The 15,575-nt window shown below is 67.5% G+C and carries 15 protein-coding genes; 7 read left to right on the forward strand and 8 right to left on the reverse strand.

What is annotated here, in order from left to right; genetic code table 11:
* Nucleotides 1-88: 88 nt before the first annotated feature.
* Nucleotides 89-1,804, forward strand: a complete 1,716-nt coding sequence (locus AC3B6C_RS13385; RefSeq protein WP_488373093.1) for an adenylate/guanylate cyclase domain-containing protein — start codon at nt 89-91, stop codon at nt 1,802-1,804.
* Between the two features lie 121 nt (nt 1,805-1,925).
* Complete coding sequence (locus tag AC3B6C_RS13390) at nt 1,926-2,813, forward strand: oxidoreductase (protein WP_488373094.1); 888 nt, start codon at nt 1,926-1,928, stop codon at nt 2,811-2,813.
* A gap of 1 nt (nt 2,814) precedes the next feature.
* Here the strand turns inward: AC3B6C_RS13390 and AC3B6C_RS13395 are convergent, their stop codons facing one another.
* The 8 genes from AC3B6C_RS13395 to AC3B6C_RS13430 all read right to left on the reverse strand — a co-directional run bounded on the left by AC3B6C_RS13395 (nt 2,815) and on the right by AC3B6C_RS13430 (nt 10,367).
* Nucleotides 2,815-3,333: a hypothetical protein gene (locus AC3B6C_RS13395; RefSeq protein WP_488373095.1), complete on the reverse strand. Its 519-nt coding sequence runs from the start codon at nt 3,331-3,333 to the stop codon at nt 2,815-2,817.
* A gap of 205 nt (nt 3,334-3,538) precedes the next feature.
* Nucleotides 3,539-4,168, reverse strand: a complete 630-nt coding sequence (locus AC3B6C_RS13400; protein WP_488373096.1) for an alpha-ketoglutarate-dependent dioxygenase AlkB — start codon at nt 4,166-4,168, stop codon at nt 3,539-3,541.
* 43 nt (nt 4,169-4,211) lie between these two features.
* On the reverse strand, nt 4,212-4,496 hold the full coding sequence (locus AC3B6C_RS13405; RefSeq protein ID WP_488373097.1) for a GIY-YIG nuclease family protein: 285 nt from the start codon (nt 4,494-4,496) through the stop codon (nt 4,212-4,214).
* A gap of 260 nt (nt 4,497-4,756) precedes the next feature.
* On the reverse strand, nt 4,757-6,475 hold the full coding sequence (locus tag AC3B6C_RS13410) for a GMC family oxidoreductase N-terminal domain-containing protein (protein ID WP_488373098.1): 1,719 nt from the start codon (nt 6,473-6,475) through the stop codon (nt 4,757-4,759).
* Nucleotides 6,472-8,028 carry a flavin-containing monooxygenase gene (locus tag AC3B6C_RS13415; protein ID WP_488373100.1) on the reverse strand — a complete coding sequence of 519 codons (1,557 nt, stop codon included), beginning with the start codon at nt 8,026-8,028 and terminating at the stop codon, nt 6,472-6,474. The genes AC3B6C_RS13410 and AC3B6C_RS13415 overlap by 4 nt, the downstream gene beginning before the upstream one ends.
* Entirely contained in the window at nt 8,021-8,602 is a 582-nt protein-coding gene (locus tag AC3B6C_RS13420; RefSeq protein ID WP_014925706.1) for a TetR/AcrR family transcriptional regulator, read from the reverse strand. The genes AC3B6C_RS13415 and AC3B6C_RS13420 overlap by 8 nt, the downstream gene beginning before the upstream one ends.
* Before the next feature lie 121 nt (nt 8,603-8,723).
* On the reverse strand, nt 8,724-9,494 hold the full coding sequence (locus AC3B6C_RS13425) for an SDR family NAD(P)-dependent oxidoreductase (RefSeq protein ID WP_014925707.1): 771 nt from the start codon (nt 9,492-9,494) through the stop codon (nt 8,724-8,726).
* Nucleotides 9,495-9,521: 27 nt separating this feature from the next.
* On the reverse strand, nt 9,522-10,367 hold the full coding sequence (locus AC3B6C_RS13430) for a sugar phosphate isomerase/epimerase family protein (RefSeq protein WP_488373101.1): 846 nt from the start codon (nt 10,365-10,367) through the stop codon (nt 9,522-9,524).
* Nucleotides 10,368-10,534: 167 nt separating this feature from the next.
* Between AC3B6C_RS13430 and AC3B6C_RS13435 the strand changes: the two genes are divergently transcribed.
* The 5 genes from AC3B6C_RS13435 (at nt 10,535) to AC3B6C_RS13455 (ending at nt 15,571) form a co-directional block, all read left to right on the forward strand.
* Nucleotides 10,535-11,914: an MFS transporter gene (locus AC3B6C_RS13435; RefSeq protein ID WP_488373102.1), complete on the forward strand. Its 1,380-nt coding sequence runs from the start codon at nt 10,535-10,537 to the stop codon at nt 11,912-11,914.
* Complete coding sequence (locus AC3B6C_RS13440) at nt 11,875-12,801, forward strand: transketolase (protein WP_488373103.1); 927 nt, start codon at nt 11,875-11,877, stop codon at nt 12,799-12,801. Before AC3B6C_RS13435 ends, AC3B6C_RS13440 begins: the two co-directional genes overlap by 40 nt.
* Before the next feature lies 1 nt (nt 12,802).
* Nucleotides 12,803-13,789, forward strand: coding sequence for a transketolase family protein (locus tag AC3B6C_RS13445; RefSeq protein WP_488373104.1), 987 nt, complete (start codon nt 12,803-12,805; stop codon nt 13,787-13,789).
* Nucleotides 13,790-13,885: 96 nt separating this feature from the next.
* Nucleotides 13,886-14,554: a GntR family transcriptional regulator gene (locus AC3B6C_RS13450; protein ID WP_488373105.1), complete on the forward strand. Its 669-nt coding sequence runs from the start codon at nt 13,886-13,888 to the stop codon at nt 14,552-14,554.
* Nucleotides 14,555-14,587: 33 nt separating this feature from the next.
* The gene (locus AC3B6C_RS13455) at nt 14,588-15,571 is read left to right on the forward strand and encodes an LLM class F420-dependent oxidoreductase (protein ID WP_488373107.1); all 984 of its coding nucleotides are present in this window, start codon (nt 14,588-14,590) and stop codon (nt 15,569-15,571) included.
* The last annotated feature ends 4 nt before the right edge of the window (nt 15,572-15,575 follow it).

Below are 15,575 nucleotides of genomic sequence, written 5' to 3' on the forward strand. Positions count from 1 at the left end.
CACCCCGCGGCGGTGCCGGTCCATTTGTGGTTTCGGCCCCTTTTCCCTTCGGTAGGCTGCGGGGAACGCCGTCAGGCAGGAGAGGCCGATGGGACGACCACGCCGGACCCGTCGTGGTGCGCCGTGGACACGTCTGCGCCGACGCACTGCGGGTTTTCTGTGGGGCGTGTCCACGGTCCCGAGTCCGCGCGGATGGGCCCGGATCGGTCCGCCGATCCGCAGCAAGATCGCTCTCCACGCCACCGTCACCGCGATGACCGCCGTGATCGCCAGCAATGCGGTGATCGGCGTCGAGACCTTCCTGCTCGTCCAACTGGCCTTCAACGGCGGACAACTCACCTTCGACGAGACGCTGGGCGCGCCCAATTTCCCGGTGGTCGTGGGTGCGATCGTGGTCGGAATCCTCACCAATCTCATCCTGGGACTGTTCGCCGTCCGGCCGCAGCTCCGGTGGTTCATCAGCTGCGAGCCCGCCGATCACGCGCGGCGGCGCTCGGTCCAGCGGATACCGATCGTCCAAGTCGTGGTCACCGCGACGGCCTGGTCGGCGGCGGTGCTGTTCTACGTACTCATCGCCGACCAACTGACCACCGCGACCGTCGCCGGGGTGGCGGTGGCCTTCGCGCTCGCCGGGTCGTCGAGCGCCTGTCTCACCTACCTGTTCGCCGAGCGCGCCGCCCGGCCGCTGGCCGTCGTCGTGCTCGAGGACTTTCCCACCAATCACGTCATGAACGGCGTGCGCGTACGGATGCTGGCGGTGTGGGCGGTGAGTTCGGCGGTGCCGATGGTCGGACTGCTGACCGTCAACGCCGGCCGGTGGACCGGTCTGCTGCCCGATGTCCACGGTGCCGTCGACTGGACGACGGTGATCCTGACCCTGGTCGGTCTGGCGTCCGGAGCGCGCGTCATCGCGCTTGTCGGACAGGCGATCACCGACCCGCTGACCGAGATGCGCCGCGCGGTACACCGCGTCGACCACGGCGACTACCGAGCACGCGTCCCCGTCTACGACTCGTCGGAACTCGGTGTGCTGCAACACGGTTTCAACCAGATGGTCGAGGGCCTCGCCGAACGTGACCGCATGCGTGAGATATTCGCGCGACACGTCGGGGACACCGTGGCCGATCTCGCGATCTCCGACGGGGTCGGCATGCACGGAACCAATACCCGCGTCGGCGTCCTCTTCGTCGACATCGTCGGATCGACCGCGCTGGCGCAGCAACGCAGTCCCGATGACACCGCCGCCCTGCTCAACGCGTTCTTCAGCATCGTCGCGGACGTCGTCGATCAGCACTCCGGCTTCGTCAACAAGTTCGAGGGCGATGCCGCGCTCGCCGTCTTCGGTGCACCCGTCGACATCGACGACCCGGCCGGTGCCGCACTGGGTGCTGCCCGCGACCTCGCCGACCGCCTTGCCAACAGCCTCGACATCCGTTGGGGGATAGGCGTTTCCTACGGCGAGGCATTCGCCGGGAACATCGGTGCCGAACGGCGCTACGAATACACCGTCATCGGCGACCCGGTCAACGAGTGCGCTCGGTTGTCCGACATGGCCAAGACCGGACGCATCCCGGCCCTGGCGAGCGGTGCCGCCGTCGAGTCGGCGGGCGAGGAAGCCGAGGAATGGAAGCTTCTCGGCACGCGGATCATGCGCGGCCGGTCGGAGCCCACCGCCTTCTACGCGCCGATCCAGCTCGTCGAGCGTCTCGGGTCGTCGACCAATCTGATCGCGGAATTGTTGCGGCCCGCCCGGCGGATCGTCGGGGCGAACCCGTTGCGGCTGATGACATTCTTCAGCGGATGACCCCGCTTCACGTTCACGGCGCCGGAGTCGACTCGTTGACGTCGTCCCCACCGGTCAATAGCGTGGGCCGCACGGACCCGGCGTCGGTGCCGGACGAGACAACGCATCCCAGGGGGTCGCGATGAGTGGTTGGACGACAGCAGACATTCCGGACCAGTCCGGCCGGACGTTCGTGGTGACCGGTGCCAACAGCGGACTCGGCTACCAGACGGCGAAGGCGCTCGTGCGCGCCGGCGCCGACGTCGTGCTCGCCTGTCGCAACACCGCGAAAGCCGACGCCGTGGCCTCGGAGCTGGGATCGAAGGCGACTGTCGCGAAACTCGACCTCGCCGATCTGGAGTCGGTGCGCACCTTCGCCGCCGGCGTCACCGGGGCCGATGTGCTCGTCAACAACGCCGGTCTCATGGCGGTGCCGCTTCGACGAACCGCGGACGGCTTCGAGATGCAGATCGGTACCAACCATCTCGGTCACTTCGCGCTGACTGCGCTACTGCTGCCGAAGATCACCGATCGCGTGGTGACCGTGTCGTCGACCGTCCATCAGATCGGTCGCATCCAGCTCGACGACCTGAACTGGGAGCAGCGGCGCTACCGGCGCTGGCGCGCCTACGGCGACTCCAAGATGGCCAACCTCATGTTCGGCAAGGAGCTCGCCGCGCGACTCGACGCCGCCGGGTCGTCGAAGAAGTCGCTGGTGGCCCATCCCGGTTATGCCGCAACCGAATTGCAGGGCCGCAGCGAGAATTTCTCCGACTTCTTCGCGAAGCTCGGCAACAAGCTGCCCATCGCCCAGCCGGCTGCCGACGGTGCGCTCCCGCAGTTGTACGCGGCCACGACGCCGGATGTGGTGTCCGGGACGTTCTTCGGGCCCAGCGAGTTCTTCGGCATGCGAGGCGCCCCTGGACGTAGCGGTTACAAGAAGGCCGCGGACGACGCGCAGTTTCGGGCGGCGCTGTGGGAGGAATCGGAGCGACTGACGGGCGAGAAGTTCGACGTCGCCGCCGGCTGACTCACTGAACGCTGAAAGCGATGCTGTTCGACGCGCCGGAGACGGTGTCGGTGACGCGGATGGTGAAGTCGCCCGCGCCCTTGAAGAAGTAGGACTTCACCGCGGTGCAGTCCTGGGTCTTGAACAGTGCGGCCTGCTTGGGGACCTTGGGTCCGGACAGGCGGACCTCCATGCGGCACTCGTTGCCGTCGACGATCGGACCGGCGTCGATGATCGAGTTCCAGCGCACCCCCAGTCGCGAGTTCTTCGGGAAGGTGTTCGGCACGACCGCCGGGGTCTTGTCGGGCGTGTAGACCCACACGTTGATCGACTTGATGCCGTTCGGTGCGCCGGGACGGCCGAGCTTGCCGTAGTGCGTCACCTTGTCGCCTCCCGACGAGCCGAGCGCGGCGCTGCCGGAGTCGAGGCTGCCGCTGGCGCTTCCGAACAGCGTGTCGAGCGGGTTGGCGGCCGCCGGCGCGACCGGCAGGGCCAGGGCGGCGGTGGCGAGCAGGGCGGCGGCGATACGGGTGCGCTTCATGGCTTCTCTCGGTCCTCGCGGTTTATAACGAAATGATTAAAGCACGAGGATAGGCGTGTGCGTAGGCAACTGCCCCTGTGGGTAGAGCCGCTCAAGCCACCGTCCGCTGGTTGAGCCGGCACCGAGCCACCCTCCGCTGGTTGAGCCGGCACCGAGCGGAGCGAGGCGCCGAGTCGAAGCCACCTGGTGACCGAACCGGCTTAGATCACCACACCCCGGGCGGCCTCAATTGAATGCTGATCCGCGCGCCGACGCCGCGAACCTTGGGCACTGCGTGTTCCCAGGTGCGTTGACAACTTCCGCCCATCACGAGTAGATCGCCCGAGGAGAGGGTGAACTTCAGCGACCGCCCGCCACCGCGGGGTCTGAGCATCAGGGGCCGAGGGGCACCGAGCGAGATGATGGCAACCATGGTGTCGTGTGTGGATGCTCGACCGATGCGGTCGCCGTGCCACGCGACTGAGTCCTCGCCGTCTCGATAGAGGCTTATCCCGGCTGTCGCGAATCCCTCTGGTAGTTCATCCCGGTAGTGCTCGGTCAGGGCGGTGCGAGCCTCGGCGATGATCGGGTCGGGGAATCGCTGATCGGCCTGGTAGATCGAGACGAGCCGCGGTACCTCGACGACCCGTTCGTACATACGACGACGCTCGGCGCGCCAGGGGACGGACTCGCGGAGCCGATCGAAGAGTACGTCGGCCCCGCCGATCCAACCGGGGCAAAGATCAACCCATGCCCCCTCGGTCAGTGGACGACGCGAGAGCGAGTCCGACAGATCGCCGAGTATTGGCTCCGCAGACTGTTCCGAGAACAACGAGCCCTGAGTGCCGACAGACATGAACGCAGTCTACACCGGTTTCGCACGTGTGTTCGACTGATCTCTATCCTGTATCCGACCGCGACAGTTTAGGAAGCAGGTCGAACTTCCCTTCGACGAGCGCGATGCGTTTCGCGCGAGACCATCCGTGAATCCGGCGTTCGGCTGCGTAGGCCTCGCCGATGTGCGGGAACTCCTGCTGGTAGACCAGTCGAACCGGTTTACGAGGCCGCGTGTACCGCGATCCATTCCCGGTCTGATGCTGGTCGACGCGGTGCTCGACGTTGCGGGTGCTGCCGACGTAGAGAGTGCCGTCGGAGCATTCGAGGATGTAGAGGAATCCGGGCATGAGTCGACTGTCGAGGATGGCGGCGACGAATCAGCCAAGGTTTCCACAGCCGACGGTGAGCGGCGAGAGTTTCCACAGGTGCCGTGTGGGGTGAGTTTCGGCGTTTGGGTCACCAAGTGGTTTCGACTCGGCGCCTCGCTGCGCTCGGTGCCGGCTCAACCAGCGGGGGGTTGGCTGCCGGCTCAACCAGCGGGGGGGCTGGCTGCCGGCTCAACCAGCGGGGGGCTGGCTGCCGGCTCAACCAGCGGAGGGGAACCGGCTCAACCAGCGCGTGAAGTGTTGGACACCGGCGTGATCGGGAGGCGGAGCGCGCCGGGTGCGTGCGCCGGCACGGTCGGGTGATGGGGCTCGACCGGCTCGACCGGCCGGTACGACGCGCCGAGCTCGGGCCGTGGGTCGGCCTCGCCGGCATTCGGCCACATCGCCAGCGCGCGTTCGGCCTGCGCGGTGATCGTCAGTGACGGGTTGACACCGAGGTTTGCCGAGACGGTCGCGCCGTCGACGACGTGCAGGCCCGGGTGGTTGAACACGCGGTGGTACGGATCCACCACACCGTCGTGCGCCGACCGCCCGATCGAACAGCCGCCCAGGAAGTGCGCGGTCATCGGGATGTTCAGCAGGTCGACGATGGAACCGCCCGCGTCGCCGTCGATCTCGCGCGCGACGGCGCGCACCGCGTCGTGCCCTTCCGGGATCCATGTCGGCGGCGGATCGCCCGCACCCTGCCTGCTGCGCAGCATCGGGCCGAATCGGCCTCGGCGGGAGAACAGTTCGAGCGAGTTGTCGGCCGTCTGCATGACGAGCGCGATGATCGTACGCTCCGACCAGCGGTGAACGGAGAGGCCGCGGAGCGTGATCAGCGGATGGCGGACCATCTCGACGAGCGCCTGCAACGGGCGCGGCAGGCGTCCGTCGCCGTCGACGAGGATCGCCTGCAGCAGGCCGATCAGGTTGCTGCCCTTGCCGTATCGCACCGGCTCGATGTGGGTGTGCGCATTGGGATGGAACGACGACGTGATCGCCACACCCTCGGTGTAGTCGGTCTCGAGGTCGCGGGCGGTGGCGGCCAGGACCGCCTCGGAGTTGGTGCGGACCACCTTGCCCAGGCGAGACGACAGCCCGGGCAGGTGGCCGCCCACCTGCATGTTCAGCAGCAGCTTGTTGGTGCCGTAGGTGCCTGCGGCGAACACCACGTGATCGGCGGTGAACGTGCGGCGTCCGCGGCGTGACCAGCGACGGCCCGACCGGTGCGACTCCACGACGTAACCACCGCGCGAACGCGGCCGGACGGTGTCGACGGTCGTCATCGGGATGATCTCGGCGCCGGCCTGTTCGGCCAGGTAGAGATAGTTCTTGACGAGGGTGTTCTTCGCTCCCACCGGACATCCCGTCATGCATGCACCGCAATCGGTGCACCCGGTGCGCGCGGGGCCGGCGCCGCCGAAGAACGGGTCGTCGACGGTCCTGCCCGCCTCGCCGAAGAACACGCCGACCGGGGTGTGGACGAAGGTGTCGCCGACACCCATCTCCTCGGCGACCTTGCGGATCACGCGGTCGGCGGGCGTCACCTTCGGATAGGTGGTCACGCCGAGCATGCGCGAGGCCTGGTCGTAGTACGGGTCGAGCTCGGACGCCCAGTCGGTGATCGACCCCCAGTGCGGGTCGTCGAAGAAGGCGGGCAGCGGCCGGTACAGGGTGTTCGCGTAGTTCAGCGATCCGCCGCCGACGCCGGCGCCGGCCATGACGAGGACGTCGCGCAGCAGATGCATGCGCTGCACACCGAACAGTCCGAGCGCGGGCGCCCACACATAGTCCTTGAGGCGCCAACTCGTCTTGGGCAGATCGCCGTCGGTGAAACGGCGTCCGGACTCGACGACGGCGACCCGGTAACCCTTCTCGGTGAGTCGCAGGGCCGCAACCGAACCGCCGAAACCGGAGCCGATGACGATCGCGTCGTAGTGGTCAGGGGTGGAACTCACGGTGCGACGGTCCTCTCGGTGTCGGTCTCGGTGGCGCTGTGCACGGATGCGGCGGCGGGGATTGCATCGTCGAACCGGTGGTCGGCGGGGTCGAACGACGACATCATCCGACGGAAGTCGCTCGTGAACTTCGGCCACATCACCGAGTTGCGTCCGGTGGAGTCGAGGTACCAGCTCGAGCATCCGCCCGAATTCCACACTGTGCGTTCGAGTTCGGGGTCGAGGTCGGAGTTGTAGCGATCCTGCGCGGCTTCGGTGACCTCGACGGCCGAACGGCCGCTGCGGGACAGTTCGGCGAGTGCCTTGCTCATGAAGTACGCCTGCGGTTCCAGCATCAGCACGATCGAGCTGTGGCCCAGGTTGGTGTTGGGGCCGTACAGGAAGAACAGGTTGGGGAAGCCGTGGATCTCGACCCCGCGGTAGGCGCGGGGCGAACCGGCCCACGCCTGGGCGAGGGTGCGGCCGTCGCGTCCGGTGATCGCCGACGCGATCGGCGGTTCGGTGGGGGTGAACCCGGTTGCGAACACGACTGTGTCGACCTCGTGTTCGCGGCCCTGGTCGTCGACGGCGCCACGCGCGGTGAGGCGGGTGATCGCGCCGGTCACGGTGGCGTTGTCGCGCTGGAGCGCGGGAAACCACTTGTTGGTCAACAGCATCCGCTTGCAGCCGATGGTGTAGTCGGGGGTGAGCCGACGACGTAGGGCGCGGTCGCGGACCTGGACGCGCAGCTGTGCCAGGGCGATGGTCTTCGCGATCGGGAGCAGCTTGGGATTGCGGGCCATCATGAGCACGTAGGCCTCGCGATAGGTCCACACCATCCTCCGGACGAGCCGGTGGACTCCGGGAACGCGACGATAGAGCGCGCGTTCGAGCGTGCCGATGTTGCGGTCCAGACGCGGCACCACCCAGGCGGGAGTGCGCTGGAAGACCGTCAGATGTCCTACCTCGTCGACGATCTCGGGCACGATCTGGATCGCCGACGCGCCGGTGCCGACGATCGCGACGCGGCGGCCGCGCAGGTCGTGGGAGTGGTCCCATTGCGCGGAGTGGAACATCGTGCCGGTGAACTCATCCGCTCCGGCGACGGCCGGCAGTCCCGGTTCGGACAGGGCGCCGGGTGCGGCCACCAGGTAGCGGCACCGGATCTCGCCGTCGGTCGTCGACACGACCCACTCCTGTGCGCCGCCGTCCCACCGTGCCGACGTCAGGGCGCAGTTGTAGCGGATCTGATCGGCGAAACCGGCTGCGACCGAACGCAGATAGCGGTGGATCTCGTGGCGTCGACCGTAGGTGTTGGACCAGTCCGGGTTCGGCGCGAAGGACAGGGAGTACAGCGACGTCGGCACATCGCATGCCGCTCCCGGGTAGTCGTTCTCCCGCCAGACGCCGCCTGCGCCGTCGGCGCGTTCGATGGCCAGGGTCTGCAGTTGCGGATGATCTGTGCGGAGCCTGTGCAGGGCGGCGAGTCCGCCGAACCCGACGCCGACGACGAGGACGTCGACGCGTCGGGGCAGCGTGTTCTCGTGCAGGGGAGTGGGACTGGTGTCAGTCATGGGTCAGCAGTTCCTTCCAGACGGGCAGGAGATCGTCGAGCAGGGCGCGGTCGGCGTCGGGGGAGCGCAAGATGCGCGACACGGCCAGACCACGTGCGAGTTCGATGGAGAGTTCGAGTTCGGCGGCGGTGTAGCGGTCACCGAACAATTCGGCAGACCCCACGGCGAGCGCGTCGGACACCTGCTGTTCGAGCGGGATGATCGCGGTCCGCAAGCCGACGTCGCACCGGGCGGCGACCCACAACTCGAGCGCGGCATCGAACAGTGGGCCGCTGAACGCCTCGATGAGAATTTCCAGACCCTCGTCACCGGTGCGGGGCCGCGACAGGATCTCTGCCAGCCGGCGTTCGACGAGGTGTCCGACGGCGGCGACCACGAGCGATTCCCGGGTGGGGAAGTGGTGCAGCAGGGCCCCGCGGGAGACGCCGGCCCGCCGGTTCACCTCCTGCGTGGTGGTGGCCGCGTAACCGACGTCGACCAGGGCGTCGACGGTCGCGTCGAGGATCAGCGCACGCGTTGTCGCGGTGCGCTCGGCCTGGGTGCGTCGACGCGGGGTTCGGGTGGGCTCGGTCACATCGGCGACGATAGCACAAACAGTCCGGACTGCTTGTAAGTTTTCTCGACAACGCCCTTGGGGACGAACGATCCGCCCGGTACGGGGACCGGGCGGATCGCTGAACTGTGGGGACGGCGAGTCAGTGCATGTGGCTTCCGCCGTTGATGTCGATGGTGGTGCCGGTGAGGTAGGCGGCGTCCTCGGAACTCAGGAAGGTGATGACCGACGCCACCTCTCGCGTGGTGGCCACGCGTCCGAGCGGGATGCTCGCGGCGATCGCCGCCTCCTGCTCGGCGGTGCTGCCGACCCGGATCGCGGTGTCGGCGGCGCCGGGCGCGACGGCGTTGACGGTCACTCCGCAATCGCCGAGCTCGCGCGCGAGACTCTTGGTGAAGCCGAGGACGGCGGCCTTGGCCGACGAGTAGGGAACCTTGCCGAAGACGCCGCCGCCGCGCTCGGCGGACACTGACGACATGTTGACGATGCGACCCCAGCCGTTGTCGATCATGTCCGGCAAGAACGCCTTCGTGACGAGATAGGTGCCGGTCGCGTTGACCGCCATCACCCTGTTCCACAGGTCGAGGGTGGTCTCGAGGAAGGGGACCGGCGAGGTGATGCCGGCGATGTTGGCGAGTGCGCCGACCGCGGGCAGTGCGCCCGAGGCGACCTCGGCCGCGATGGCCGTGTGGGCCCGAGTGACCGAGGACTCGTCGGCGACATCGATGGCGGTGCCGAACGCGGGAACGTCATAGGCGTTCCCGATCTCGGCGGCGACCTTGGCCGATGCCTCGCCGTCGAGGTCGAGAACGACGACGGCCCAACCGTCCTCGGCGTAGCGCGCGGCTGTTGCCCGGCCCAGGCCGGTCTCGGATGCGGCGCCGGTGACGATGGCGGTGCGTTGGGTGCTCATGGTGGATCTCCTTGCTGTGAAAGACGTTCAGGTACTGACGGAGTCGAGGTTCAGGAGCGGTTCGATGGTGTCGGCGGCCGCCGCCGCGGCTGATGCACGATCGGCGTCGTCGACGTCGTGTGTCTCGAGCTCCAAGGTGAGATGACCGTCGAAGGCATTGCGCTGCAATGCGATCAGGCCCTGGGCGAAGTCGACGACGCCACGCCCGATGCTGAGGTTGATGTCGCCGGGAGTGGCGTCGCGGAGATGGACGTGGGCGATGCCCCGACCGATGGCGTCGATCGTCTCGGCAAGGTCGGCCCCGGCGGCGACGACGTGGCTGAAGTCGATGACGTGCCGAACCGTGCTGCCCTCCAGGCGCGCGGCCAGTGCCAGCGCGCGTTCGGCGGTACAGCACAAGCGGTGAACGTGGAGTGACTCGGTCCACAGTTCGACGCCGTAGGTCGAGGCGGCTCCGGCTGCCTCGACCAGCCGGTCGGCGACCCGATCGAGGTCGGCGCCCAGCGTCTCGACCGGGTCATGGGAGAGCGCGCCGTTCGGGAGTACCACGGCGGTCGCCCGCACATCGGTCGCCAGCGCCAGCAGGTTGTCCAGGTGCACGCGAGCGGCGTCGAGTTCGGCGCGGGTGGCGGGCCGGTTCAGATCGCCGATGTCGGCGTTGATCGAGCGAACCGCCAGTCCGCTGTTCCGAACCGCGGTGACGACCCGGCATCGGGACCGGCCGTCGAGCCGGAGCGGGACGTGTTCGCACACCGCCGGTAGTGAACCCAGGTCGACCTCGCGAAAACCCAGCTCAGCGATGGTGCCGAGGGCACGGTCGAGATCGAGTCGACGAAACGTGATCGTCGAGCAGCCGAGTCGCGGATGGCGCATCGCCCACCTCCTTGTCGTGATGCAGCACACATTAGGGGTCGACGAGCTAACAGTCAACCGGCAACCGTTGACTGTTGACAATGAAAGTGCGACGGGTCACACTCGTGGTTGTTGAGGCCCAACGCTCACTGAGAAACTTGACCCACTATTCGAAGGAGGGGTGTGCGATGACGACAGCGGCACTCCAGATGCGCGGCCCGATCGAGGGCACGCCGGATGCAAAACGCGTTGCCGTCGGCTCCTCGGTCGGCGCCGTGATCGAGACCTACGACTTCATCGGCTTCGGTACGGCTGCGGCCCTGTACTTCGGCACCGCGTTCTTTCCCGGACAGAGTTCGGTGGCGGGCACTCTCGCCGCGTTCGCCACGCTCGGCGTGGGATTCGCCGCCCGGCCGATCGGCGGCATCATCGGCGGACACCTCGGTGACCGGGTCGGCCGCAAACCGGTCCTGGTCGCCTCGCTGATCGTGATGGGCCTGGCGACCTTCGTCATCGGCCTGCTCCCGACCTACGCCCAGGTGGGCGTGATCGCGCCGATCCTCCTGGTCATCGTGCGTATCGTGCAGGGGCTCGCCTTCGGGGCGGAGTGGGGTGGCGCGATCTTGATGAGCTACGAGCACGCGCCGTGGCGGTCGAAAGGGAGATACACCGGCATCGTGCAGGCCGGGTTCCCGGTAGGGCTGCTGCTGGCCAACCTGGTGTTCCTCGGCAGCGTCCACCTCGGCGGCGACTGGGCGTGGCGGGTGCCGTTCCTGGCCAGCATCGTGCTGGTCGCGGTCGGACTGATCATCCGCGCGAAGGTTCCCGAGTCCCCGGTCTTCGACGAGGTCAAGGAGTCGGGCCGGGTCGAGAAGTCACCGGTGATGGAGTCGATCAAGCACGACTGGCGAGACATCTTGCGCGGCATCGGACTTCGCATCGCCGAGACCGCCGGTTACGCCGTGTCGATCACCTACATGATCTCGTACCTGCACAGTGAGGAACTCGCCACCAAGAGCGAGACCCTGACGGCGCTCTGCATCGCGTCCGCGATCGGAGTGGCCGCCACCGTCGGATGGGCCACGCTCACCGACAAGGTCGGCCGGCGCCCGGTCTACATCGGTGTGTGCGCCTTCGCCGTACTCTTCGCGATCCCCATGTTCCTGCTGGTCAATACGGGCATGATCCTGTTCATCGCCGCGACGATCATCCTGTCCTATGCCGTCTGCCAGAACGCCTTGGCAGGTGCGCAGGGCGCGTGGTTCCCCGAGTTGTTCGACGCCGCGCGCCGCGCTTCGGGGGCCTCGCTCGCTTATCAGATCTCGGCCATGGTCTCAGGGTTCACGCCCTTCATCACGACTCTGCTCTTCATCTGGCTCGGCTGGGTCGGACCGGCCCTGCTGTTCGCCGCCTACGCCGCGATCGGCCTCGTCGCCGCACTGTTGACCCGCGAGACGTGGGGCCCCGCAGAGCGTCGCATGGTCGCCGACGCACAGCGTGATGCCGCCGAGCACGACCTCGTCGCCGAATGCTCTTTCGTATCCAATCCCACCAAGGAACTGCTGTGACTCTCACCTCCACCACCGTCGCCGAGGCCGGCACCACCGATCGGTTGTCCGCCGTCACCGACTTCGCCTACCGGATGCGCCACCATGTCATCGACATGGGCGAGGTCCAGGGCCAGGGATATGTCGGCCAGGCGCTCGGTGCCGCCGACATCTTCGCCACCGTCTACGCCGGCCAACTCCGTCACCGTGCCGACGACCCGGAATGGCCTGAACGCGACCGCTTCCTGCTGTCGACGGGGCACTACGCCATCGGTCTCTACGCGGCGCTGGCAGCAGCGGGCATCATCGAGACCGAGGAACTGCTCACCTACGCGGCCGACGACTCCCGGCTACCCATGTCCGGGATGGCCTCGTACACACCGGGAATGGAGATCTCCGGCGGCTCACTGGGCCACGGACTGACCGTCGCGGTCGGGATGGCCCTCGGATTGCGCCATCAGGGTTCGGGCTCCCGGGTCTTCAACTTCCTGTCCGACGGCGAACTCGACGAGGGCTCGACGTGGGAGGCTGCCATGGGGGCGCATCACCATCAACTGGGCAACCTGATCGCGATGGTCGACATGAACGCACTGCAGGCCGACGGCCCGACGGCCGGGATCCTGAACATCGAACCGGTCGAGCAGAAGTGGGAGGCCGCCGGCTGGTACGTGCGGCGGGTCAACGGCAACGATCCGGCAGCGCTCCTCGAGGCCTTCGACGACGTGACCTCCCGGGCCACCCCGCGGGGGACACCGTCGATCGTCGTCTGCGACACCAGAGTCGGCTACGGCGCGACGATCCTCGAGGAACGCGAGAAGGCGCACTTCATGCGGATCGAGGACCACGAGTGGCAGATCTGCCGCGACCAGCTCACCGAACGTTTCACATCGAACAGTACGAAGGCCTGACATGACCACCACCGCACCGAAACTCAAGACCTCGGCGATGATCGCCTCGTTCGTCGACCCCGGTCAGCGAACCGTGGCGGCGCCGTTCGGCCACGCACTCGTTCGTGCCGCGGAAGCCGATCCGCGGATCGTCGGCCTCAGCGCCGACCTCGCGAAGTACACGGACATGCACATCCTCGCGCAGGCGATGCCCGACCGATTCTTCCAGATGGGTATGGCCGAGCAGCTCCTGTTCGGTGCCGCGGCCGGTATGGCCGAGACCGGCCTGATCCCGTTCGCGTCGACCTACTCGGTCTTCGCCGCGCGTCGCGCCTACGACTTCCTGTGCCTCGACATCGCCGAGCCGAACCTGAACGTCAACATCGTCGGCGGGTTGCCCGGACTCACCACCGGTTACGGCCCGAGCCACCAGGCCACCGAGGACATGGCGATCTTCCGCGGCATGCCGAACCTCACCATCGTCGACCCCTGCGACTCGGTCGACCTGGAACAGGCTGTACCGCAACTCGCGGCGGCGCCCGGCCCGTCGTACCTGCGCCTGCTGCGCGGCAAGGTGGCCACCGTTCTCGACGAGTACGACTACACCTTCGAACTGGGCAAGGCGAACGTGCTGCGCCCCGGCAACGACGTCGTGTTCGTCTCCTCCGGTTTGATGACCATGCGTGCGCTGCAGGCCGCTGAGCGGCTCGAGCGGCACAATGTGGACGTGAGCGTCGTCCACACGCCGACCATCAAGCCGTTCGACTCGGCCACCGTCCTCGCGGAGCTGGCGAAGGGGCGACGCGCCTACACCCTGGAGAACCACACGCGGGTGGGGGGACTGTTCGAGACCGTGGCCGCGGCCGTCGTCGAACGCGGACTCGGTGTCCAGGTCGGTGCCATCGCGCTGCCCGACGAGTTCCTCGCCGCCGGCGCGCTGCCGACCCTGCACCACCGGTACGGACTGTCCACCGACAGCATCGAGTCCCGGGTCCTCGCCGAACTCTGACCGGCGGCCGCCATGCGCCCTTCTGGACATTCCGTGCACGTAGACTCTTGTCAACAAACAGCAGTCAACATCGTTGTTGTCGACAGGAGGACGGGCATGGCGGACCAGAAGGGCGCGCTGCTGGGTCTGCAGCGGACCAACCTGCGTGAGCAGGCCGTCGCGGCCCTGCGTACCGCCATCACCAGCGGTGAGCTCCGCCCTCGCAGTGCCCTCGTCGAAACCGAGCTGTCCGAACGTCTGGGTATCAGCCGCGGAACGCTGCGCGAGGCATTGCGTCAGCTGCAACAGGAGGGCCTCGTGGTGTCGGGCGCGCGTGGCCGGCTCTCGGTGCGCAGCCTCGATCAGAAAGAGGTCCGCGACATCTTCGCGGTGCGCGGTGCCCTCGAATCCCTCGCCGCATCCGAACTCGCCGCCCAGCCCGAACGAGAGGGCCATGTCGCCGAGCTGAGGGACACCCTGTCGCGGATGGAGAGCGCCGGCACCGAACGGCTCGACGATCGCATCGAAGCCGATCTCGACTTCCACCGCGCGTTGTGTCGCCTCACCGGCAACGACACGCTCGTGCACTCGTGGACCTCCCTCGAGGGTTCGATCCGCATGTCGATCATGTACGCAGGCACCGATCGTGCCGTGGGCAACATGGACGTGGCCCGTCACGCCGTCATCATCGACGCCATTGCCGCCGGGGACCCGGGCGGAGCGCGGGACGCTGTTGTCGCACATCTGAACTGGGCTGCCGACAACCTCATCTCGACTGCGATCTGATGCGCAATCACGTCCCCGCGTAAGTTGGACGCCATGCGATTCGGACTCTTCATTCCCCAGGGCTGGCGTCTCGATCTCGTGGGTGTGGAACCCGCGGACCAGTGGGGGGTGATGTCGTCGGTTGCCGACCGCGCCGAGTCGGGCGGATGGGACTCGGTGTGGGTCTACGACCATTTCCACACCGTGCCGCTGCCGACCGACGAGGCCACCCACGAGGCGTGGACTCTGGTGGCGGCGCTCGCCGCCACCACCAGTCGGGTCGAGATCGGGCAGATGTGCACCGCGATGAGTTATCGCAACCCGATGTACCTGGCCAAGGTCGCGGCCACCGCCGACCTGATCTCCGGCGGTCGCGTGCAGATGGGCATCGGCGGCGGGTGGTACGAACACGAGTGGCGGGCATACGGTTACGGATTCCCGTCGGCGGGTGAGCGCCTCGCGCGACTCGACGAGGGCGTGCAGATCATGAAGCAGGCCTGGGAGACCGGACGGGCGACCCTCGACGGCAAGCACTACACCGTCGACGACGCCATCTGCGCCCCGCAGCCCACGGCCGGACGGTTGCCGCTGTGGATCGCCGGCGGCGGGGAGAAGAAGACCCTGCGGATCGCGGCGCAGTACGCCGACTACACCAACTTCGACGGCACGCCGGAAGGGTTCACGCACAAGTCAGAGGTGCTGAAACAGCACTGTGCCGATCTCGGACGCGACTTCGAGTCGATCACCCGGTCGGCCAACTACAACGTCATGCTCGGTGAGACCGAGGCCGACGTGGAGCGCAAACTCGCCGACCTCGAAGCCCGGCTGAGCAAGACCGTCGGACCCGACGCCGCCGCCGGCAGTCTCGGAGCATTCCGGGGTATGCCCGCGGTCGGTACACCGGAACAGGTCGCGGAGAACCTGCGGGGCCTCGCCGACGCCGGTATGGCATACGGGATCTGCTACTTCCCGAACATCGCCGTCGACCGCGAGGACCTCGAACTGTTCGAGGAGCGGGTCATCCCGGCGTTGCGCTGAGCGT

The organism is Gordonia sp. 11cp, assembly GCF_057767225.1.

Bases quoted from the DNA above. Each gene is read 5' to 3' on its own strand.
- AC3B6C_RS13385 (WP_488373093.1), top strand. From the start codon at position 89: ATGGGACGACCACGCCGGACCCGTCGTGGTGCGCCGTGGACACGTCTG.
- AC3B6C_RS13390 (WP_488373094.1), top strand. From the start codon at position 1,926: ATGAGTGGTTGGACGACAGCAGACATTCCGGACCAGTCCGGCCGGACG.
- AC3B6C_RS13395 (WP_488373095.1), bottom strand. From the start codon at position 3,333: ATGAAGCGCACCCGTATCGCCGCCGCCCTGCTCGCCACCGCCGCCCTG.
- AC3B6C_RS13400 (WP_488373096.1), bottom strand. From the start codon at position 4,168: ATGTCTGTCGGCACTCAGGGCTCGTTGTTCTCGGAACAGTCTGCGGAG.
- AC3B6C_RS13405 (WP_488373097.1), bottom strand. From the start codon at position 4,496: ATGCCCGGATTCCTCTACATCCTCGAATGCTCCGACGGCACTCTCTAC.
- AC3B6C_RS13415 (WP_488373100.1), bottom strand. From the start codon at position 8,028: ATGACTGACACCAGTCCCACTCCCCTGCACGAGAACACGCTGCCCCGA.
- AC3B6C_RS13425 (WP_014925707.1), bottom strand. From the start codon at position 9,494: ATGAGCACCCAACGCACCGCCATCGTCACCGGCGCCGCATCCGAGACC.
- AC3B6C_RS13430 (WP_488373101.1), bottom strand. From the start codon at position 10,367: ATGCGCCATCCGCGACTCGGCTGCTCGACGATCACGTTTCGTCGACTC.
- AC3B6C_RS13435 (WP_488373102.1), top strand. From the start codon at position 10,535: ATGACGACAGCGGCACTCCAGATGCGCGGCCCGATCGAGGGCACGCCG.
- AC3B6C_RS13440 (WP_488373103.1), top strand. From the start codon at position 11,875: ATGCTCTTTCGTATCCAATCCCACCAAGGAACTGCTGTGACTCTCACC.
- AC3B6C_RS13445 (WP_488373104.1), top strand. From the start codon at position 12,803: ATGACCACCACCGCACCGAAACTCAAGACCTCGGCGATGATCGCCTCG.
- AC3B6C_RS13450 (WP_488373105.1), top strand. From the start codon at position 13,886: ATGGCGGACCAGAAGGGCGCGCTGCTGGGTCTGCAGCGGACCAACCTG.
- AC3B6C_RS13455 (WP_488373107.1), top strand. From the start codon at position 14,588: ATGCGATTCGGACTCTTCATTCCCCAGGGCTGGCGTCTCGATCTCGTG.